The organism is Kitasatospora sp. NPDC087314 (assembly GCF_044744365.1).
Taxonomy (GTDB): Bacteria; Actinomycetota; Actinomycetes; order Streptomycetales; family Streptomycetaceae; genus Kitasatospora.
On the sequence record NZ_JBIUYE010000016.1, the window covers coordinates 63,598 to 83,063 of the forward strand.

The 19,466-nt window shown below is 73.3% G+C and carries 15 protein-coding genes and 2 tRNA genes; 10 read left to right on the forward strand and 7 right to left on the reverse strand.

Translation table 11 applies throughout. The features are described from left to right. Positions 1 to 121: 121 nt before the first annotated feature. A complete protein-coding gene (gene snpA / locus ACIO5E_RS30985; protein WP_400674217.1) occupies positions 122 to 760 on the reverse strand; it encodes a snapalysin in 639 nt (212 codons plus the stop codon). A 261-nt stretch (positions 761 to 1,021) separates the two neighbouring features. Between snpA and ACIO5E_RS30990 the strand changes: the two genes are divergently transcribed. Beyond that, positions 1,022 to 1,996, forward strand: coding sequence for a LysR family transcriptional regulator (locus tag ACIO5E_RS30990; protein ID WP_400674219.1), 975 nt, complete (start codon positions 1,022 to 1,024; stop codon positions 1,994 to 1,996). Positions 1,997 to 2,055: 59 nt separating this feature from the next. Here ACIO5E_RS30990 and ACIO5E_RS30995 read toward each other — a convergent pair whose 3' ends face one another. Then, the gene (locus ACIO5E_RS30995) at positions 2,056 to 2,304 is read right to left on the reverse strand and encodes a hypothetical protein (RefSeq protein WP_400674221.1); all 249 of its coding nucleotides are present in this window, start codon (positions 2,302 to 2,304) and stop codon (positions 2,056 to 2,058) included. A gap of 377 nt (positions 2,305 to 2,681) precedes the next feature. After that, the gene (locus tag ACIO5E_RS31000) at positions 2,682 to 4,385 is read right to left on the reverse strand and encodes an ABC transporter family substrate-binding protein (RefSeq protein WP_400674223.1); all 1,704 of its coding nucleotides are present in this window, start codon (positions 4,383 to 4,385) and stop codon (positions 2,682 to 2,684) included. A 346-nt stretch (positions 4,386 to 4,731) separates the two neighbouring features. On the opposite strand from ACIO5E_RS31000, the gene ACIO5E_RS31005 reads away from it, so the two are divergent. The 4 genes from ACIO5E_RS31005 to ACIO5E_RS31020 all read left to right on the forward strand — a co-directional run bounded on the left by ACIO5E_RS31005 (position 4,732) and on the right by ACIO5E_RS31020 (position 8,908). Next, on the forward strand, positions 4,732 to 5,712 hold the full coding sequence (locus ACIO5E_RS31005; RefSeq protein ID WP_280679884.1) for an ABC transporter permease: 981 nt from the start codon (positions 4,732 to 4,734) through the stop codon (positions 5,710 to 5,712). Between the two features lie 16 nt (positions 5,713 to 5,728). Further along, a complete protein-coding gene (locus ACIO5E_RS31010) occupies positions 5,729 to 6,658 on the forward strand; it encodes an ABC transporter permease (RefSeq protein WP_400674225.1) in 930 nt (309 codons plus the stop codon). Next, positions 6,655 to 8,745 (forward strand): dipeptide ABC transporter ATP-binding protein, encoded by a 2,091-nt coding sequence (locus tag ACIO5E_RS31015; protein ID WP_400674227.1) that lies wholly within the window; start codon positions 6,655 to 6,657, stop codon positions 8,743 to 8,745. Before ACIO5E_RS31010 ends, ACIO5E_RS31015 begins: the two co-directional genes overlap by 4 nt. Positions 8,746 to 8,834: 89 nt before the next feature. Beyond that, positions 8,835 to 8,908, forward strand: a tRNA-Lys gene (locus tag ACIO5E_RS31020). A gap of 117 nt (positions 8,909 to 9,025) precedes the next feature. Here ACIO5E_RS31020 and ACIO5E_RS31025 read toward each other — a convergent pair. Both ACIO5E_RS31025 and ACIO5E_RS31030 read right to left on the reverse strand, forming a co-directional pair. Then, positions 9,026 to 9,907 carry an alpha/beta fold hydrolase gene (locus ACIO5E_RS31025; protein WP_400674229.1) on the reverse strand — a complete coding sequence of 294 codons (882 nt, stop codon included), beginning with the start codon at positions 9,905 to 9,907 and terminating at the stop codon, positions 9,026 to 9,028. Beyond that, complete coding sequence (locus tag ACIO5E_RS31030; RefSeq protein ID WP_400674555.1) at positions 9,904 to 10,671, reverse strand: DUF998 domain-containing protein; 768 nt, start codon at positions 10,669 to 10,671, stop codon at positions 9,904 to 9,906. Before ACIO5E_RS31030 ends, ACIO5E_RS31025 begins: the two co-directional genes overlap by 4 nt. 180 nt (positions 10,672 to 10,851) lie before the next feature. On the opposite strand from ACIO5E_RS31030, the gene ACIO5E_RS31035 reads away from it, so the two are divergent. The 3 genes from ACIO5E_RS31035 (at position 10,852) to ACIO5E_RS31045 (ending at position 14,846) form a co-directional block, all read left to right on the forward strand. Next, a tRNA-Lys gene (locus ACIO5E_RS31035) sits at positions 10,852 to 10,925 on the forward strand. A gap of 222 nt (positions 10,926 to 11,147) precedes the next feature. Next, complete coding sequence (locus ACIO5E_RS31040) at positions 11,148 to 13,580, forward strand: transglycosylase domain-containing protein (RefSeq protein WP_400674231.1); 2,433 nt, start codon at positions 11,148 to 11,150, stop codon at positions 13,578 to 13,580. A gap of 189 nt (positions 13,581 to 13,769) precedes the next feature. Then, complete coding sequence (locus ACIO5E_RS31045) at positions 13,770 to 14,846, forward strand: EamA family transporter (RefSeq protein ID WP_400674233.1); 1,077 nt, start codon at positions 13,770 to 13,772, stop codon at positions 14,844 to 14,846. Here the strand turns inward: ACIO5E_RS31045 and lepB are convergent. Together lepB and ACIO5E_RS31055 are read right to left on the reverse strand one after the other, a co-directional pair. Then, positions 14,809 to 15,417 (reverse strand): signal peptidase I, encoded by a 609-nt coding sequence (gene lepB / locus ACIO5E_RS31050; protein ID WP_400674235.1) that lies wholly within the window; start codon positions 15,415 to 15,417, stop codon positions 14,809 to 14,811. The two genes, ACIO5E_RS31045 and lepB, sit on opposite strands and share 38 nt — an antisense overlap. Positions 15,418 to 15,763: 346 nt before the next feature. Further along, positions 15,764 to 16,099 carry a chorismate mutase gene (locus ACIO5E_RS31055; protein WP_280679898.1) on the reverse strand — a complete coding sequence of 112 codons (336 nt, stop codon included), beginning with the start codon at positions 16,097 to 16,099 and terminating at the stop codon, positions 15,764 to 15,766. Positions 16,100 to 16,362: 263 nt separating this feature from the next. On the opposite strand from ACIO5E_RS31055, the gene ACIO5E_RS31060 reads away from it, so the two are divergent. Both ACIO5E_RS31060 and ACIO5E_RS31065 read left to right on the forward strand, forming a co-directional pair. After that, positions 16,363 to 16,788, forward strand: a complete 426-nt coding sequence (locus ACIO5E_RS31060) for an OsmC family protein (RefSeq protein WP_280679900.1) — start codon at positions 16,363 to 16,365, stop codon at positions 16,786 to 16,788. A 615-nt stretch (positions 16,789 to 17,403) separates the two neighbouring features. Then, positions 17,404 to 19,431, forward strand: a complete 2,028-nt coding sequence (locus tag ACIO5E_RS31065; RefSeq protein ID WP_400674238.1) for a putative bifunctional diguanylate cyclase/phosphodiesterase — start codon at positions 17,404 to 17,406, stop codon at positions 19,429 to 19,431. Positions 19,432 to 19,466 lie beyond the last annotated feature (35 nt).

A 19,466-nucleotide genomic window follows, 5' to 3' on the forward strand; every position in this document is an offset into this window, starting at 1 on the left:
TATTCCGTTCCACCGGCGGCTAGGCTCCGGTCGGGGAAGTTACCGAAGCGGCGGGCCGCCCGATTCCGGCCGGGCGGCCCGCCGCACCCCGTGGGAGCCGGCGACTCCACTGGAGCTGCGGTCAGTTCGCGGGCGCCAGGCCGTTCGCCCAGAGGCTGTCGACCTGGCTGCGCTCGGAGCTGTCGGGGTAGGGGTTGGTGCAGGACGGGCCGGGGCCGCCGCCGGACATCAGCTCGCTGCACGGGCCGGCGTAGTCGTCGGGCAGGCCGAGCACGTGGCCGGTCTCGTGCGCGGTGACGCGGAGCGAGCTGTACTGCTGGTTCTGCTGGTAGTCGAGGAAGACGTAGCCGTGGCCGTGGCCGTCGGTGCTGGCATACGAACCGCGGCTGTCGTTGCCCTCGTAGTACGAGAAGTCGCCGGTGCCGCCGCTCTCCTGGAGCTGGACGCTGCTCACCGAGCCGTTCCAGATCTGCGCGGCCTGGGATATCTGGCTGGTGAAGGAGGGCGCGTTGGCGGTGTCGTAGGTGACGGTGACGGTCTGCAGCCACGGGTTGGCGGCCTGCTTGGCCCTGGCCGAGGCCATCACGGCCCGGAAGAAGGCCTGGTTGTTCGCGGCCTCGGCGGCCGAGCCGGCGTAGGTCGAGGCCGTGTAGCCCTGGACCGCGGGCGCGGCGGGCGCGGCGACGGCCGTGGCGGGCAGGGTCGCGAGGCCGGCCGCGAGGGCCAGGCCGAGGGCGGCGGACAGCACGGATCGCTTCATGTGGGGGCTCCGAATTCGCGGTACGCCGAACCGCCGGGGCCGGTGGGGGCCGGACACGGCGACGGCGACGGTGGGGGCCGCCCCGGTCGGGACCGGGGCGGATTCGCTGCCCCGAGCTTCGACCCGCCCGGGCCCGCGGCGGATGATGTCAACCGGCGATAGCCCCGCCGCATACCAGCGGGGCCCGCCGCGCGTCCTCCTGTCGCCTTTTGATCTGTCATGTCCTTGGCGGAACGGGCGGGTGGCGTCTATGCTCCCGGCGTGGAGCTCGACGTGAGACACCTCCGGGTGCTGTGCGCGGTTGCCGACACCGGCAGCCTCCGCAAGGCCGCGCTCCAGCTCGGCATGACCCAGCCCTCGCTCACCACCCAGCTGCACCGCATCGAACGGGCCATCGGCGGCGCCCTGTTCACCCGCGAGCAGACCGGCAGCCGGCCCACCGCGCTCGGCCACTCGGTGCTGTCCCGGGCCCGGCCGGTGATCGCCGAGATGGCCGCCCTGGTGGCCGCCGCCCGCCAGGAGGCCCGCGACGCGGCCGGCCCCGGGCGGCAGCGGCGACTGCGGATCGGCAGCGTCGGCAACCGGGCGGTCGCCGCCTGGCTGCGCCGGGTGCACGAGCGGCTGCCGGACACCGACACCACCATCCACGTCGACATCTCGGCCAGCGCGCTGCTGCGGATGGTCGCCGCCGACCAGCTGGACGTGGCCTTCGTCCACGAGAGCGAGGGCTTCCCGCTGCGGGTCCCGCCGGACGCCGAGCACCGGGTGCTGATGGCCCGCGAACCGCAGTTCGTCGCGCTCGCCGCCGGGCACCCGGCCGCCGCCCGGCCGGTCGTCCACCTGGCCGAGCTCGCCGAGGACACCTGGATGGTCGACCCGACCGCCGACCACGAGTACGCGGCGATGCGCCGGGTGTTCAGCGAGGCCGGGCTCAACCCCCGGGTGGTGCAGGTGCGGGACAACGCCACCGCCGCCGAACTGGTCGCCTCCGGCGAGGCCGTCCGCCCCTGCCAGCCGACCTCCGCGCCCGGGCCCGGCACGGTGGTGCGCCCGGTGCACGGGGACCCGCTGGCCGTCCGGCTGCTGTTCACCTGGCGGCCGCGCGCGCTCAGCGCGCCCGCCCTGGACGCGCTGTACGGCGAACTGCGCGCCGCCTACCTGGATCTGGCCAAGGTCAACCCGGCCTACCTGGCCTGGCTGGCCCGGCACGAACCGGTCCTGCTGGAGTGCGCCTGAACCCGGCCGGACGCCCGGGCTCGGGCGCCCGCCCCAGCCCCCTCCCGAACGCGCCCGCCTCAGCCCTGCCGGGCGGGCAGCAGCAGGCCCACCACGACGGTCAGCGCGCCGACCAGGCCCGCCGCCAGCACGCCGGAGTCGCCGAGCTCGGCGCAGGCCAGCACCAGCACGGCCCCGGTCGGGGCCAGGGCCTGCGCCACGCCGGTCTTGGTGTGCCGGGAGTGCAGCAGCCAGACCGTGAACAGGTGGGCACGGTGACGGTCGCGGTGGCGCGCATCCTGGCAGCGGCCCGGGCCCGGCGCACGCACCGGCGCGGCAGGCTCGGCGGTCCACAACCCGGTGAAAATCGCGACTTTTGCCCGTTTTCTCCTTGCTGTCAGCCGTAGTTGACGCCCTGGTGCGCGAAGTGGGTGACAGCGCGGCGGGTTTCCGGGCGCGCCCCGCGCGCTGCGCCGCGACCGGCCGGACCACCCCGCTAGATTCGTCCCCGGTTGGAAGCGAGCGCGGGTCCTGCGGGGCCCCACGACACGGGCGGCCTGCGGGCAACGCGGAAGGTCAAGGCCGGTGGCAGGAGAGCGGGGGCGGCGGAGCCGACCTTCCCGTGTCCGTACCACCGGCCTCGTGATCACCGCGCTGCTCGCCAGCGCCTGCCCTGCGGTCGGTCTCGCCGCCTCCGCGGCGGGGGCTACTTCTCCCAGCCGACCTTGGTGTAGTCCTCCCCGGCGAGGCCGAAGGCGCCGTAGTTGGCGAGGCCCTTGCGAGTCGCCACCACGGTCGGCCGCTGGTAGAGCTCGACGGTGTGGCCGAGCTCCCAGATCTTCGCGTCGGCCTGGTTGTAGAGCTTCGCGGCCTCCACCGGGTCGATCGTCCCGGCCGCCTTCTTCAGCAGGTCGTCGATCTCCTGACTGCCCAGGCCCGACGGGTTGTTGAAGGTGTTGTCGCCGATCGGCAGGCGGAAGTTGGTCAGGCTCTTGGAGAGCGGGAAGGAGTCGGTGTTGCGCCAGCTCGCGATCTCGAACTTGCCCGGGTTGACGTACTTGGTGAAGAAGTCGTTGGCGGCCACCTTGTCCAGGCTGACCTTGACCCCGGCCGCCTGCCACATCGCCGCGGCGGCGGTGGACAGGTCGATCTGGGTCTGCGGGGTGGACTCGTTGATCACCCAGTGCAGTTCCAGCGACTGACCGTCCTTGGTGCGCGGCTGACCGCTGCCCGTCTCCTTCCAACCCGCGTCGTCCAGCAGCTTCTTGGCGGCGGCCAGGTCGAACGTGGCCCACTCACCGGAGTTGTCCTGGTAGCCGGCCTGGTTGGGCATCAGGATGTGGTTGCCGAGCGGCTTGAACTGGACCGGCACGCCGTTGTTGGCGATCTTGATCAGCGAGGAGCGGTCGAGCGCCTTGCCGAGCGCCTGGCGGACCTTCTGGTCCGCCAGCGCGCCGCCCCGGCCGAAGGAGATGTGCACCTCGTCCCACGGACTGGCGCTGCGGATCACGGTGTCCTTGGCGTCCTTGAGCTGACCGTACGCGGCGGCGGTGCCGGCCGTGGCCAGGTCGATCTCGTTGTTGAGGTAGGCCTGGGTGGTGGCCGACTGGGACATCACCCGGAAGGTGATCTTGTCCGCCTTCGCCCTGGTGCCCCACCAGGCCGGGTCCGGGACGAGGGTGAGGGTCTGCGCGGTCTTGTCCGCCACGCCGACCTTGAACGCGCCCGAGGTGATCGGGATCTTCTCCACCCAGCCCTTGTTGAAGTCGTCCGGGGTGGCGATGCCGGCCGCCGGGATCAGCGGGCGGAACAGGTTCTGCCAGTCCGCGTACGGCTCCGAGAAGGTGACCTTGACCTCGGTCGGGTCCGCGCCCTGCTCGACCGCGGAGATCTGCTCGTATCCGGAGGGGTCGGAGATGTTGTACGCCGGGTCCTTGCCGTTGCTGGCCTGCCAGTCGGCCTTGAAGTCCAGGTAGCCGAGCTGCTTGCCGTCCGACCACTTGGCCTTGGGGTTGAGCTTGTACGTGACCACCTGCGGCGAGGTCGAGGTGACCTTGGCCTCCAGCAGGAAGTCGGTGTTCGGCTGGAAGGTGCCGGAGGCGTCGGTGTTGAAGAGCGACGGCTCCAGCGCGCGCATGATCGAGACCGCGTCGCCGTAGGTGCCGTCCACCTGGAACGGGTTCCACTGGGTGATCCACTGGTAGAGCGGCAGGCGCACCTCGCCACCGTCCTTGACCTGGTCCAGCGGCTTGGCGTTGATGTCCTGGGAATCCTGCCTGGGCGGCTCGCTCTTGGCCACGTTGTCGGCCGATCCACCCCCGCCCGAGGTGCACGCGGTGACCGCCAGCGCGGCGGCCACGGCGAGGGCGGTCGCCCGGCCGAGACGGCGGGCCGTGGTGGAAGCGTCCATTGGGGGTCCCCCTGGTGAGATCTTCTGAACGGGAGTTGTGCCGCGCTAGGTGTGGCGGGGCTTGATCATGGGCAGCCAATTCGGCACCGGCCAGCCGAACGTAACAGCGGATCAGACCGACCACCAGGGGGAGGAACGCACGCCTGATCCAAAAGTCACACACGGCAACACTGCCGCAACACCCCGGCCGCGCGCCGGTGCAAGACTCTGACCTGCGCTTTCCCGAACCGCTTCGTCCCCCTGCCGCCGAACCGCCGCCACGAAGCCCTGACCGGGCCCCGACCGAAGGCCACCACCCGATGCCCACCAGACGCGTCGGCCCCACCCCCACCCCGGGCGGCCGTTGATGCTCCGTTACCTGGCGAAGCGCCTGAGCTACTACGCGGTGCTGCTGATCGCCGCCGTGTTCCTGGCGTACGCGATATCCGCGACCGCCCTGCAGCCGCGCACCTACTTCGACGCCAAGGTCCCCCGCCCGGCCGCCGAGTCGGTCGAGCGCCAGCTCACCGCGCTCAACCTGAACGACCGCACGCCGGTCGTCGAGCGCTTCGGCCACTGGGCCGGCGGGCTGGTCCACGGCGACCTCGGCCGGACCATCCACGACACCCCGGTCACCGACGACTTCGGCCGCCGGGTCTGGGTCTCGCTGCGGCTGCTGCTGATCGGCAGCCTGCTCGGCATCGTCCTCGGCGTCGCCGCCGGGGCCTGGAGCGCCGTCCGCCAGTACCGGATCTCCGACCGGCTGCTCACCGTGCTCTCCTTCGTCCTGCTCTCCACCCCGGTCTTCCTGGTCGCGCTGTTCCTCAAGAACGGCGCCATCGCCGCCAAGAACGCGGCCGGCCACGACGTCATCCCGTTCACCGGCTACGAGACCCCCGGGCTGACCGGCGGCCTCGGCGCCCACCTCGCCGACTGGGCGCTGCACCTGCTGCTGCCCACCATCTCGCTCGCGCTCGGCGGCCTCGCCACCTACAGCCGCTACCAGCGCGGCACCATGCTCGACGTGCTCGGCTCGGACTACCTGCGCACCGCCGAGGCCAAGGGGCTCACCCGCCGCCGGGCGCTGGTCAAACACGGGCTGCGGACCGCCGTGATCCCGATGTCGACCATGTTCGCCTACAGCTTCCTGGGCATCTTCACCGGCGCGATCTTCACCGAGACGATCTTCGGCTGGCACGGCATGGGCGAGTGGCTGATCCAGTCGATCAACGAACAGGACGTCAACTCGGTCGTCGCGGTCAACCTGTTCACCGCCGTCGTCGTCCTCGCCTCCGGCTTCCTCGCCGACACCCTGCACGCCGCCCTCGACCCGCGCGTGCGGTCCTGACCGGAGGTGAGCTGACGTGACCACCGTCGCCGCGGAGCCGACCGCCCCGCCCACCGCACCCCGCGCCACCGGCCGGGGCCGGCTCGTCCTCACCCGGCTGCTCGCCGCCCGCGGGGCCGTCGCCGGGGCCGTGCTCGTCCTGTTGCTGTTCGCGCTCGCCTTCGGCGGGCCGTACCTGACGCCCTGGGACTACGCCACCCCCGACTTCGGCGCGCTGCACCAACCGCCTTCCGCCGAGCACTGGTTCGGCACCAACGGGATCGGCCAGGACGTCTTCGCGCAGACCGTCCGCGGCCTGCAGAAGTCGCTGGTCATCGGCCTGCTGGTGGCGCTGTTCTCCACCGTGCTGGCCTCCCTGGTCGGCGCCTGCGCCGGCTACTTCGGCGGCTGGACCGACCGGGCGCTGATGTTCCTGGTGGACCTGCTGCTGGTCTTCCCCAGCTTCCTGATCATCACCATCGTCTCGCCCCGGCTGAAGAGCACCGGCTGGATCGCCTTCGTGCTGCTGCTCGCCCTGTTCAACTGGATGATCACCGCCCGGGTGGTCCGCTCGATGACCATCTCCCTGCGCGAGCGCGAATTCGTCCGCGCCGCACGGTTCATGGGGGTGCGGCCGCTGCGGATCATCACCCGGCACATCCTGCCGAACGTCGCCTCCTTCCTGATCATCGACGCCACCATCGCGGTCGGCGGCGCCGTGATGAGCGAGACCGCGCTCTCCTACTTCGGCTTCGGCGTCAAGGCCCCGGACGTCTCGCTCGGCACCCTGCTCGCCGCCGGGACCAGCGAGGCCCCGGTGTTCCCCTGGCTGTTCTACTTCGCCGCCGGCCTGCTGGTGCTGTTCGTCCTCGCCGTCAACCTGATCGGCGACGGGCTGCGCGACGCCCTCGACCCCACCGCCGGGGGCCCGCGCCGCCGCCGCTCCGCCCGGAGGAAGAAGCCGTGACCACCACCGTCGAGACCCCCCTGCTCGCCGTCCGCGACCTGCGGGTGGACTTCGCCGGGCCGCACGGCCCCGTCCCCGCCGTGCGCGGGGTGGACCTGACCGTGCGGCGGGGCGAGACCCTCGGCATCGTCGGCGAGTCCGGCTCCGGCAAGTCCGTCACCGCGCTGTCCGTGCTCGGGCTGCTGCCGCACACGGCGAGCCTGCACGGCTCGGTGCGGCTGGACGGACGGGAACTGGTCGGGCTGCCCGGGAAGGAACTCGCCGCGATCCGCGGCCGCCGGGTCGCCATGGTCTTCCAGGACCCGCTGTCCGCCTTCACCCCGGTCTACCGGATCGGCGACCAGATCGCCGAGGCGGTCCGCATCCACCAGCCGGTCGACAAGGCCGCCGCCCGCCGACGGGCCGCCGAACTCCTCGACCTGGTGGGCATCCCGGCACCCGAGCGGGCGCTGGACAGCTTCCCGCACGAGTTCTCCGGCGGCATGCGCCAGCGCGCGATGATCGCCATGGCGATCGCCAACGACCCCGACATCCTGCTCGCCGACGAACCCACCACCGCGCTGGACGTCACCATCCAGGCCCAGGTGCTGGACGTGCTGCGCACCGCGCAGCGGGAGACCGGCGCGGCCCTCGTCCTGGTCAGCCACGACCTCGGGGTGATCGCCGGGATGGCCGACCGGGTCGCGGTGATGTACGCGGGGCGGGTGGTCGAGACGGCCGGGGTGGACGAGCTGTTCGCGGCCCCGCACCACCCGTACACGCTCGGCCTGATCGGCGCGGTGCCCCGGCTGGACGGACGCGGCGGCCCGCTCGTCCCGATCCCCGGCACCCCCGCACCGATGGCCGACCTGCCGACCGGCTGCCCGTTCGCCGCCCGCTGCCCGCTGGCGGAGGACCGCTGCTCGGCGGCGGAGCCCGAACTGGCCGGGGACGAGGGGCACCTGGCGGCCTGCGTGCGGTCGGCGGAGCTGGCCGAGCGGCGGCCCGCACCGGCCGAGGTCTTCCCGGTGCCGGAGCTGCCGGCTGCGGCGGGCTCGGCAGGCTCGGCGGGCTCGGCGGCCGGGTCGGGGGACCGGGGCTCGCGGGCGCCGGTGCTGGCGGTGAGCGGCCTCGGAAAGACGTTTCCGCTCCTCAAGGGCACGGTGTTCAAGCGCAAGGTCGGCGAGGTCTACGCGGTGGACGGCGTCGACCTGGACCTCAGGGAGGGCGAAACCCTCGGCCTGGTCGGGGAGTCCGGCTCCGGCAAGTCCACCACGCTGTTCGAGCTGCTGAACCTCGCCGCCCCCGAGACCGGCCGGATCGAACTGCTCGGCCACGACACCGCCGCGCTCTCCCGCGCCGAGGCGCACCGGCTGCGCGCCGAGCTGCAGATCGTCTTCCAGGATCCGATGGCCAGCCTCGACCCGCGGATGCCGATCGGCGACATCGTCGCCGAACCGCTGCGCGCCCAGCACGCCGCCCGCGAGGAGATCGCCCGTCGGGTGCCCGAACTGCTGCGCCAGGTCGGCCTCGACCCGGACCACGCCGCCCGCTACCCGCACCAGTTCTCCGGCGGGCAGCGCCAGCGCGTCTCCATCGCCCGGGCCCTGGCCGTCCGGCCGAAACTGCTGGTACTGGACGAACCCGTCTCCGCCCTGGACGTCTCCATCCAGGCCGGGGTGCTCAACCTGCTACAGGCACTCAAGGCCGAACTCGGCCTCTCCTACCTGTTCGTCTCGCACGACCTCTCGGTGATCCGGCACCTCGCCGACCGGGTCAGCGTCATGTACCTCGGGCGGACGGTCGAACAGGGCGAGGTCTCCGCCGTCTTCGACCGGCCCCGGCACCCGTACACCCGCGCGCTGCTCTCCGCCGTCCCGTTGCCCGACCCCGCCGCCGAGCGCGCCCGCGACCGCATCCTGCTCGCCGGCGACCCGCCCTCCCCCACCGAGCGCCGCACCGGCTGCCCCTTCCGCACCCGCTGCCCGGTGTACGCCGGCCTCACCGATCCGGCCGCCCGGACGCGGTGCGAGCAGGAGCGGCCGGCCCTCGTCGGCGACACTCCGGCGCAGGACCACCAGGCGGCCTGCCACCACCCGGAGTCGTAGCCGACCCGCCCCACCGTCACGTTCAGTGAGCGCCCGGAAGCGATTCGGCGGATCGGCCCGGCGCCGTGTAAAGTCTTCCGGGTCAGCAGGCGCCGCTAGCTCAGTTGGTTAGAGCAGCTGACTCTTAATCAGCGGGTCCGGGGTTCGAGTCCCTGGCGGCGCACATGGCAAGGTCTCAGGCCGTCCACTCCGGTGGGCGGCCTGCGGCGTTTCCGGGCCGGGCACACGTACCCCGGAGCCGCGCACGACGCCCGGCCCCGATCCACCCCGCCCCGGACCGTCAGCGGGTGTCGAGGACGGCGGAGGCCACCGCGTCCGGGCGGTCGAACATCACCAGGTGCCCGGCCGGGGCGGTGGTGCGGTAGTCGGCCCCGAGCAGGGCCGCGAGCTCCCGCTGCCCGGCCAGCCAGTCCTCGGTGCGACGGGTCCGGCAGCCGTCGTCGGCGGCCAGCACGGTGATCGGCAGGCCGTCGGACAGCGGCGAGGTACGCCGCAGCCCGTCCAGTTCGGCGGCCATGTCGAGGTAGCGCACGTTCTCCCGGAGCAGGGCGCGCAGGGCCCGCCCGGTGCGGTAGCAGTGCCGGACCAGCGGCGCCGGGGCGAGGTCCTCCCGACGGACGGTGGACAGCCGGGCCGCCAGCCGGCGGGCGGCCGGGCCGAACAGGTAGGGCACGGCGACGGCGGTGGCGGCACCCGCGAGCGCCCGGGCCGCCAGATCGCGCGCGCCGGGGGCCGGGTACGGCCGGGCCGCCGGTTCGACGCTGCTGTCGACCAGGACCAGCCCGGCGGCCCGGTCGGGGTGCAGCCGGGCGAAGGCCTCGGCGTGGAAGCCGCCGAGCGAGTGGCCGACGACGGTGCAGCGCCCGCGCAGCCCGAGGCCGTCCAGCACCGCGCGGATCCGCGCGGCCTCGCCGGCCGCCGTCGGGGCCGGCTGCCCGGTGGCGGGCTCGGGGGCGCTCAGCCCGTAGCCAGGCCGGTCGAAGCGGACCACGGTGCGGTAGGGCGTGAGGAAGGGGACGACCAGGTCCCAGTCGAACCAGCTGCTGCCGAGACCACCGGTGAGCAGGCAGACCGGGCCGCTTCCCTCGGTCCGGACGTGCAGCGGGACGCCGTCGACGCGCAGGAAACGCGCCCGGGTACGGGGGTCGCCGGGCTCGGTCATGCCGGCTCCCGGCCCGACTCCCGGCCCGGGGCCCGGTCGGCCGGCCGGGGCTCCCGCTGCGGCGGCGCGCCGGGCGGCGCCCCCTGCGGTGCACCGTCCGCCCGGGCCAGGCCGAGCGCCAGGACGGCCAGCCAGAGCGCCACCAGCAGCACCTGGAGCCGCTGACCGGCCCCGAGCGCCCAGGTGTCGCGCCCGGCCTCGAAGGCGGCGATCGCCGCCAGGCTCCAGCCGGTGGCGAGCAGTTCGGCGCCGAGCAGCCAGGGCCCGATCCGGCCCACCGGCGGCCACCAGCCGTACCGGCGGGCGGCGACGGTGAGCACGGCCAGTCCGGTGAGCGCACCGAGCATGGCGAGGCTGCTGGTGACGGCGTGCGCGGTGTGGGTCGCGGGGACGAGCCCGGCGGTCTCGCGGGCGGCGCACATCTCGTCGCTGGTGGGGGCGCAGCTGAGCGGCAGCCGGGAGTCGGCGGCGGTCGCGGCGCCGAACAGGCCGAGGGCGGACCAGCCGGCCACCGCCCACCGGCGCCCGGCGGCGCGCGGCCCGCTCCGCCCGGCCTGTCGGGTCTGCCCGGCCTGCCCGGTGGCGAGGGCGGTGACGGCGGCGGCGAGCACGCAGATCCCGGCGACCAGGTCGGTGGCGCGGAACAGGCCGCCCAGCGGCTGGTCCTCGGCGGCGAGTTCGCTGATGTACGCCTGCACCGGGTCGAGTCCGGTGCTCAGCAGGACCTCCAGCACCCAGGCGGTGTACGCCACGGCGCTGAGCATCAGCAGCGCGGCGGCCGCCTTCCGCGCGTTCGGGTGTCCGGGCTTGGGGCTGGGCACGGTCCCACCCTAACCGGCGGCGAACTGCGACCCAACCGGGAGAAAACGGACGCCACTGCGGCGGGCGCCTCCAGGCGGTTCGAGGCACCCGCCGGAACCGTGTATTGTTTTCCAGGTCAGCAGGCGCCGCTAGCTCAGTTGGTTAGAGCAGCTGACTCTTAATCAGCGGGTCCGGGGTTCGAGTCCCTGGCGGCGCACAGACATTTGGGGAGCCTCTCGCAACAGCGAGGGGCTCCCCAATTTTTTGGCCCTCGACGTCCGTTTTGTGTGTGATGTCGGTCTCGATTGCCGTTCCGGTGGAGTCATTCGGCCCGCCCGGCTCGTCCAGGGCAGTAAACCGGAATCGGGACAAAGGTCCCTAACCGCCGATGTCCCCGTCCGTGCAGGCTGGCCCGTCCGCCCGCAGGAAAGGCCGCGCTTTGTCCCGAAACGCCCAGAGCGGCCGTCGTACGCCCTCGATAGGCCTCCGACCGGTCAAACGCCTCAAGCGCGCCACCCCCGCGACGGGGGGCGGGAAGCCCCGCCGGCCGAAGCGCACCGGCTGGCGCCGGCTGATCCCCACCTGGCGGATGAGCCTGCTCGGCCTCGCCTCGGCGCTGCTGCTCGGCGTCGGCCTGTTCGCGCTGGGGGTCGCGCTGGTGAAGGTCCCGGACGCGCACGCCGCCGCGACCGCGCAGAGCAACACCTGGCTCTACGCCGACGGCTCCGTGATCACCCGCACCGGCCAGACCAACCGGCAGAACGTCGGCCTGGACAAGGTCTCCCCCGCCGCCCAGCACGCCGCGCTGGCCGCCGAGGACCGCAACTTCTACCACGAGGGCGCCGTCAACGTGCAGGGCCTGCTCCGGGCCGCGGTCAACACCGCCAAGGGCGAGGGCACCCAGGGCGGCTCCACGATCACCCAGCAGTACGTGAAGAACACGTACCTGAACCAGAAGCAGTCGGTCACCCGCAAGGTGAAGGAACTCTTCATAGCCATCAAGGTGGACGCCACCGAGAGCAAGGACGACGTCCTCTCCGGCTACCTGAACACCTCCTACTACGGCCGCGGCGCCTACGGCATCCAGGCCGCCGCCCAGGCGTACTTCGGCGTCGACGCCTCCGCGCTCAACGCCGCCCAGGGCGCCTACCTGGCCACCCTGCTGAACGCCCCGAGCGCCTACGACGTGGCCACCGCGACCCCGGCCGGCAAGCAGAACGCCGTCAACCGCTGGAACTACGTGCTGGACGGCATGGTCAAGGAGGGCTGGCTCTCCGCCGAGGAGCGCACCGCCACCACCTTCCCGGACGTCAAGGACCCGCAGCCCAACCCGGGCCTGTCCGGCCAGACCGGCTACCTGGTGAACGAGGCCACCCAGTACCTCACCTCGAACCAGATCATCAGCGAGACCGAGCTGGCCAAGGGCGGCTACACGATCAAGCTCAGCATCGACCCGGGCCGCCAGCAGGCCCTGCAGGACTCCGTCCAGGCGCAGCTGCACGACACCCTCAACCCGGACAAGCGGAAGAAGGACGCGGCCGCCCAGGCCGGCGCCGCCTCGGTGGACCCGAAGACCGGCGCGATCGTCGCCCTCTACGGCGGCGTCGACTACGTCAAGCACTACGTCGACAACGCGACCCGGCGGGACTACCAGGCCGGCTCGACCTTCAAGGCGATCGCCCTGGCGGCCGCGTTCGAGAACAACGCCAAGACCCAGGACGGCCGGACCGTCACTCCGCGCACCGTCTACGACGGCACCAGCGGCCGCAAGGTCCGCGGCGGCAAGGGCACCCCGTACGCGCCGCCGAACGAGGGCGACAAGAGCTACGGCCAGATCACCCTCCAACAGGCCACCGACTGGTCGGTCAACTCCGCGTTCGCGCAGCTGGCCCAGGACACCGGGCTGCAGAAGGTCAAGGACACCGGGATCGCGCTGGGCCTGCCCGGCAGCACCCCGGGGCTCGACCCGGTGCCGTCCATCCCGCTCGGCGCGGCCACCCCGAGCGTGCTCGACATGGCCGGCGTGTACGCCTCGCTGGACAACGGCGGCAAGCAGATCACCCCGTGGCTGGTGCAGTCGGTGGACCGCGAGGGCGAGGCCGTCCCGCTGCCCGCGCACAAGACCACCCAGGCGGTCAGCGCGGACACCGCGAACCGGGTCACCTCGATGCTCCAGGGCGTGGTGAGCGACCCGGGCGGCACCGGCTGGCGGGCGAAGTCGCTCGGCCGACCGGTGGCCGGCAAGACCGGCACCACCGACGACCAGAAGTCGGTCTGGTTCGTGGGCTACACCCCCGAGCTGGTCACCTCGGTGGCCCTGTTCGGCCAGGACCCGGGCAACGGCGCCCAGGTCAGCCTGAGCGGCATCGGCGGGATCGACGGCGCGGCGGGCGGCCAGTACCCGGCGCAGATCTGGACCAGCTACATGAAGGCCGCACTCAAGGGCCAGCCGGTGAGCGACTTCCAGACCCCGGCCGACGGCGGCGACTCCTCGGGCGCCACCGACCTGCCGACGGCCCCGTCCACGCCGAGCTCCAGCCCGTCGGCCGGGACCGGCTCCGGCACGGGCGCCAGCACGGCGCCGACCACCCCGCCGAGCGGTTCCGGTACCGGTTCCGGCGCTGGTTCCGGCGCGTCCACGCCGTCGGGCGGCTCGGACTCCGGCGGCGGCGCGACCACGGAGCCGACCGCGCCCCCGACCACCCAGCCGACCACACAGCCCACGACGAAGCCGACCGGTCGGCCCACCGGTCGACCGACGCCCACCACCGGCCCGACCACGGCCCCGACCACACAGCCGACCACACAGCCCACCACCCAGCCCACCGGCGGGGCGGGGGCGCTCACCGGGGCGGGGGCGGGGGCGCAGTAGCGGCCGGACGGCGGCCGGATCGCCGCGGCGGAGGGTGGCCGGGTGGCGGCGGCGGACGGCGGCCGGGTGACGGCGGCGGAGGGTGACCGCGGGGTTGGGGTGAGTGCGCCATTGCGCACAGTTCCGTGCAGGACCAAATGACGGAATGGCGCCTTACCGAACGCCCGGTGTGACTGCCACAATGCGTCGGTGCACAGATCAACGGCCTCGCCCACCCTCCCCGCGGGCAGAACCCTCGGCCTCGGCCTCGCGCTGGTCTCCGCGTTCGCCTTCGGCGGCTCCGGCACCGCCGCGAAGCCGCTGATCGAGGCGGGCCTCTCACCGCTGCACGTGGTGTGGCTCAGGGTCACCGGCGCCGCCGTGGCCCTGCTCCCGATCGCCTACCGCCACCGGGACGCCGTCCTGCGCCGGCCCGGCCTGCTGATCGGCTTCGGCCTGCTCGCCGTGGCCGGCGTCCAGGCCTGCTACTTCGCGGCGATCTCCCGCATCCCGGTCGGTGTCGCCCTGCTCATCGAGTACCTCGGACCGCCGCTGCTCATCGGCTACGTCAAGTTCGTCCAGCGCAAGCCGATCAGCCGGGGCGCCGCGATCGGCACCGGCGTCGCGGTGGCCGGGCTGGCCTGCGTGGTGGAGGTCTGGAACGGCCTGAGCTTCGACGCACTGGGCGTGTTCTTCGCCCTCGGTGCGGCCTGCTGCCAGGTCGGCTACTTCGTGCTCGCCGATGCCGGCCGCCGGGGCGAGCGCCCGGTCGACCCGCTGGCGGTCAGCGCGTACGGGCTGCTGATCGGCGCCGTCCTGCTCACCGCCTTCACCCGGCCCTGGCAGGCCGACTGGAGCACGCTCGGCGGGTCCGTGGTGATGAACGGGCACACGCTGCCCGCGCTGCTCCCGGCCGCCTGGATGATCCTGATCGCGACCGTGCTCGCCTACCTGACCGGCGTGATCGCCGTCGGGCACCTCTCGCCACCGGTCGCCGGGGTGGTGGCCAACCTGGAGGCGGTCGTCGCCACCGTGCTGGCCTGGGTCCTGCTCGGCGAGCACCTCGGCCTGCCGCAGATCGCGGGCGGCCTGCTGGTGCTGACCGGCGCCTTCGCGGCGCAGGCCGGCAAGCCGGCGGCCGTGGAGTCCGCCGAGGTCGCGGGGGCGGTGGACGGCATGGGGGCCGTGGCCGGTACGAAGGCTGCGGACGGCGCGGGAGCCCGGGAGCGGGTGGCCGCCGAGCGGCAGGTCAGCGGCCGACCCAGCCGAACCAGTCGAGGTGATTGAGCGGCCACACCACGGCCGACACCGGCCCGACCACGTTGTCCACCGGCACGGCCCCGCCGCCCGGGCCCCGCTGGTGGTAGCGGGAGTCCGCCGAGTCGCTGCGGTGGTCGCCCTCGACCCACACGTAGCCCGAGGGCACCGTCACCGGTCCGAAGTTCAGGCCCGCGCAGGAGTCGTCGCCGGGGTGCAGGTACGGCTCCACGACCTGCCTCCCGTCGACGGTCAGCGTGGTGCCGGTGCACTGCACGGTCTGGCCGCCGGTCGCGATGACCCGCTTGACCAGGTAGTTGTCGTCCTTCGGCGGCACCAGGCCGACGAAGCTCAGCGCCGAGCTCACCGCGTTGGTGAACGGGTTCGAGTCGACGGGCTGGGGCGGCAGCCAGCCGCCCGGGTCCTTGAACACCACCGGCTGCCCGGGCTCCGGCTGCCAGCCGGTCAGCGGCGCGAGCTTGTTCACGCCGACCCGGTCGCCGATCCGCAGCGTGTTCTCCATCGAGCCGGACGGGATGGTGAACACCTGGAACAGGCAGGTCTTGATCAGCAGCGCGACCACCAGGCCGACCGCCGCCATCGCCGGGATCTCTATCCACCAGGGCCGGGGCCGGCCCCCTGCCCGACGGGCCTTGCGGCCGCGCGCACCGCGGGCGCGGCGACGGGCCTCGGCACGGCCGCCGGGTGCGTCGGAGACCCCGGGGCCACGTCCGGCGGCGGGAGCCGGACCGGACCCGGCATCGCTCGGCGTTTCGGGCAGGTTCACCGCCATCGTCGCTGCTCCACCTCTCCGGCTGGGGGAACCTGCACGCTACGCCAACCGCGGGGCCTCACGAAATCCGGCGTTTAGCCGCCTCCGACAACTCCGGGCCGGGCTCGGCGACGCACGCTCCCCGGCGCGCTCCACGGCGCGCTCAGGGGTGCCTTCAAGCGCGGGCGATGGCCTCGTGGTGGCGGATGACCTCGGCGATGATGAAGTTCAGGAACTTCTCGGCGAAGACCGGGTCCAGCTTGGCGCCGGCGGCCAGCTCCCGCAGCCGCTTGATCTGGTCCCGCTCCCGCGCCGGGTCAGCCGGCGGCAGCTTGTGCTCGGCCTTGAGCCGGCCGACCCGCTGGGTCGCCTTGAAACGCTCGGCCAGCATGTGGACCACCGCGGCGTCGATGTTGTCGATGCTCTCGCGCAGGCTGGTCAGCTCCGCCCGCACGGCGTCGTCGACCCCCTCGGGCAGGCCGGCGTCGGGGGTCGTGGGGTGGTCCGTCATCGGGGCGGCTCCCGGTGTCTGAAGTGGGCACCCGGCCGTACGGCGGCCGGGCTCGGGCCCGGGCAAATCTAACAGGGACCCCGTCGTGGAGCCGCACCACGAGGCGGATCCGTCCACAGTCCGGACACCCCCTGGATCTCCCGACCGCCTTCCCGACGCCCCGGCGCCGAGCCGCCTCCGGCCGGGGCGGGGCTGCCCGTAGGCTGGTGCGCGCATGACCGGAAGTGACGACTCAGCAGTCCTCAGTAATGGAGGTACCGATCGTGGCAACCACGCGCACCGCCCACACCGAATGGGAAGGCAACCTGCTCGACGGCAAGGGGCAGGTCACCTTCGACTCGTCCGGAATCGGCGAGTACCCCGTCTCCTGGCCGGCCCGGGCCGAGCAGCCCAACGGCAAGACCAGCCCGGAGGAGCTGATCGCGGCCGCTCACTCCGCGTGCTTCTCGATGGCCCTCTCGCACGGCCTGACCGGCGCCGGCACCGCGCCCACCAAGCTGGACACCCGGGCCGACGTCACCTTCCAGCCCGGCACCGGCATCACCGGCATCCACCTGACCGTCACCGGCGAGGTGCCCGGCCTGGACGAGGCCGGCTTCGCCAAGGCCGCCGAGGACGCCAAGGCCAACTGCCCGGTCAGCCAGGCGCTCGCCGGCACCACCATCACCCTGACCGCCAAGCTGGCCTGACGCCCCGGCGGATTCCGGCGCGCTCCCGCCGCTCTCGGCGCGCTCCCGCCGCTCTCGGCGCGCGGTCGGCGCCCGGGAGCGCGGTAGCGGCGCACGCGCCCCTGGCGCACATCATGTGATGTGCACCGGGGGCGTCTGCACGTACCGCTACACATGATCACAAAGGGGGCAAATCACCCTGGCGGCGGTCACCGCGCGTTGCCGTCGCGGCCTATGATCGGCCGCAGCGCCCTGTTCTTCACGCGGGTCTCCGCGCGACAGCGCCCCACGGCGGGCGCCCGCACCGGACCGACTCCGAGGACCGCGACAGAGTGCGGAGTCGGCCGCCGGAGTCCCGAGCGGCCGGACGGACCAGCATCGAGCGTCAGCAGCGGACGGGAGCTTGCCGTGCCGGGCCAGAACGAGGGGGCCGACGCACACCACCCAGGCGTGCCGCACGAGGAAACACCGCACCACCGTCACCTCACAACACCCCTCCTGGGCCCGGCCATCGGCTCCGTCGGTTCGGCTGGTCCCGGCGGTTCCGCCGGTCCCGCCCGTTCTGTCGGTCCCGCCGGGTCTGTCGGCGTGGCTGGTTCTGCCACGGCTGTTGTCGGGGCCGTCGACACGGCGAGCATGGCGGGGGCTGCGGGGGCTGCGGGAGCGGCGGGCGCGGCGGGCGCCGTCCTGGAGGACTCCGGGGCGCTCCTCTGCCCCACCTGCTCGACGCCGCTGACCGGCGGCACGCACCGGAGCGCCGCCAACGGCCCCGGCCAGGAGGACGGCGGGAGCGACCGGATGCTGGCCGCGCTGCGGGCCAGTGAATCCCGCTTCCGGGCCGCCTTCTGCGACGCGGTCATCGGGATGGCCCTGATCGACCCCGAGGACCGGATCATCGAGGTCAACCCCGCCTTCGCGAGCCTGATCGGACGGGGCGTCGGCGAACTGGTCCGCACCCACCTGCACGAGATCATCGACCCGGAGGGCATGCCGCACCGGCTCTTCCCCGAACTCGTCCACGGCGAGCGGGAACGGTTCCGCGTGGAGAAGCAGCTCAAGCACCGCGAGGGCCACACGGTCTGGAGCAAGGTCACCGTCTCGCTCATCCGGGACGGCGCCGGGCAGCCGCTCTACACCCTCGCGCTGGTGGAGGACATGACCGAGCAGCGCCGACTCGGCGACCGCCTGGAGTACCAGGCCCTGCACGACCCGCTGACCCGACTGCCCAACCGCACCCTCTTCTTCGAACGACTCGACGCCGCCTGCCTCACGGCCGCCGAGACCCCCGACGCCGCCGAGGGCTCCGGCGCTTCCGAGGTCTCCGAGGTTTCCGGCGTCGGCGTCGGCGTCGGCGCCGGCGCCGGCGCCGCCCCCGCGCTCGCGGACGGGCCCCGGGTGGGCGTCTGCTACCTGGACCTCGACGGCTTCGCGGCGATCAACGAGACCCTCGGCCACCACATCGGCGACCAGTTGCTGATCGCCGTCGCGACCCGGCTGCGACACGGGTTCTCCGGGCACGACGCCCACCTGGTGGCCCGGATGGGCGGCGACGAGTTCGCCGTCCTGGTCACCGACAGCCGGGGCAGCGAGCAGTTGACCGACCTGGCCGCCCGGATCCTCCAGGAGCTGGAACGCCCCTTCGACGTCTCCGGGCACCGGCTGGTCATCACCGCCAGCGTGGGCGTCGTCGAACGGTCCGTGCACGAGACCACCCCGGCCGACCTGGTCAAGGACGCCGACGCCACGCTCTACTGGTCCAAGGCCGACGGCCGCGCCCGCTGGACCCTCTACGACCCGGACCGCGGCGCCCACCAGCTGACCCGTCAGCTCCTCGCCACCGCACTGCGGCCCGCCCTGGAGCGCGGCGAGTTCACCATCGAGTACCAGCCGCTGGTCGGCCTGGCCGACGGCGCCGTCCACGGTGCGGAGGCCCTCGTCCGCTGGCGCCACCCCCGCTACGGGACGCTCTCGCCGGACCGCTTCATCCCGCTCGCCGAGGAGTCCGGCGCGATCGTGCCGCTCGGCACCTGGGTGCTGGAGGAGTCCTGCCGTCAGGCCCGGCAGTGGCTCACCGAGTTCCCCGAGACCGAGACCTTCGTGAGCGTCAATCTGGCCGCCCGCCAGATCTGGGACTCCGACGTGGTCGCCGACGTCGCCCGTGCCCTCGAACGCACCGGACTTCCGGCCCGGCTGCTCCAGTTGGAGATCACCGAGAGCGCGCTGCTCGGCCCCGGCGGCCGGCCGCTGCAGGCGCTGCAGGCGCTCGCGGACATGGGTGTGCGGATCGCGATCGACGACTTCGGCACCGGCTACTCCAACCTGGCCTACCTCTCCCGGCTGCCGGTGCACGTCCTGAAGCTCGACGGCACCTTCATCGAGGGGTTCCGCGACCCGGCCCCGGCGGCGGGCCATCCGGAGCTCTCCGAGCTCGACTCCCGCCGCAGCGACGCCGACGAGCAGATCGTCGGGGCGATGGTGCAGTTGGCCCACACCCTCGGCCTGACCGTCACCGCCGAGGGCATCGAGAGCGCCGCCCAGGCCGAACGGCTGCGGCTGACCGGCTGCGACACCGCCCAGGGCTGGTACTTCGCCCGGCCGGGCGAGGCCGAACTGGTCGCGGCCATACTCCGCGAGGGCCGCCCCGGCCCGGACACCGGCCGGTAGTCGGTCGGTAGCCGGGCGGGGTGCCGTGCAGGGGT

Coding starts and splice junctions, on each gene's coding strand:
- snpA (WP_400674217.1), bottom strand. CDS start 760: ATGAAGCGATCCGTGCTGTCCGCCGCCCTCGGCCTGGCCCTCGCGGCC.
- ACIO5E_RS31000 (WP_400674223.1), bottom strand. CDS start 4,385: ATGGACGCTTCCACCACGGCCCGCCGTCTCGGCCGGGCGACCGCCCTC.
- ACIO5E_RS31005 (WP_280679884.1), top strand. CDS start 4,732: ATGCTCCGTTACCTGGCGAAGCGCCTGAGCTACTACGCGGTGCTGCTG.
- ACIO5E_RS31025 (WP_400674229.1), bottom strand. CDS start 9,907: ATGACCGAGCCCGGCGACCCCCGTACCCGGGCGCGTTTCCTGCGCGTC.
- ACIO5E_RS31030 (WP_400674555.1), bottom strand. CDS start 10,671: ATGCTCAGCGCCGTGGCGTACACCGCCTGGGTGCTGGAGGTCCTGCTG.
- lepB (WP_400674235.1), bottom strand. CDS start 15,417: ATGGCGGCGGTCGGCCTGGTGGTCGCGCTGCTGATCAAGACCTGCCTG.
- ACIO5E_RS31055 (WP_280679898.1), bottom strand. CDS start 16,099: ATGACGGACCACCCCACGACCCCCGACGCCGGCCTGCCCGAGGGGGTC.
- ACIO5E_RS31065 (WP_400674238.1), top strand. CDS start 17,404: ATGGCGGGGGCTGCGGGGGCTGCGGGAGCGGCGGGCGCGGCGGGCGCC.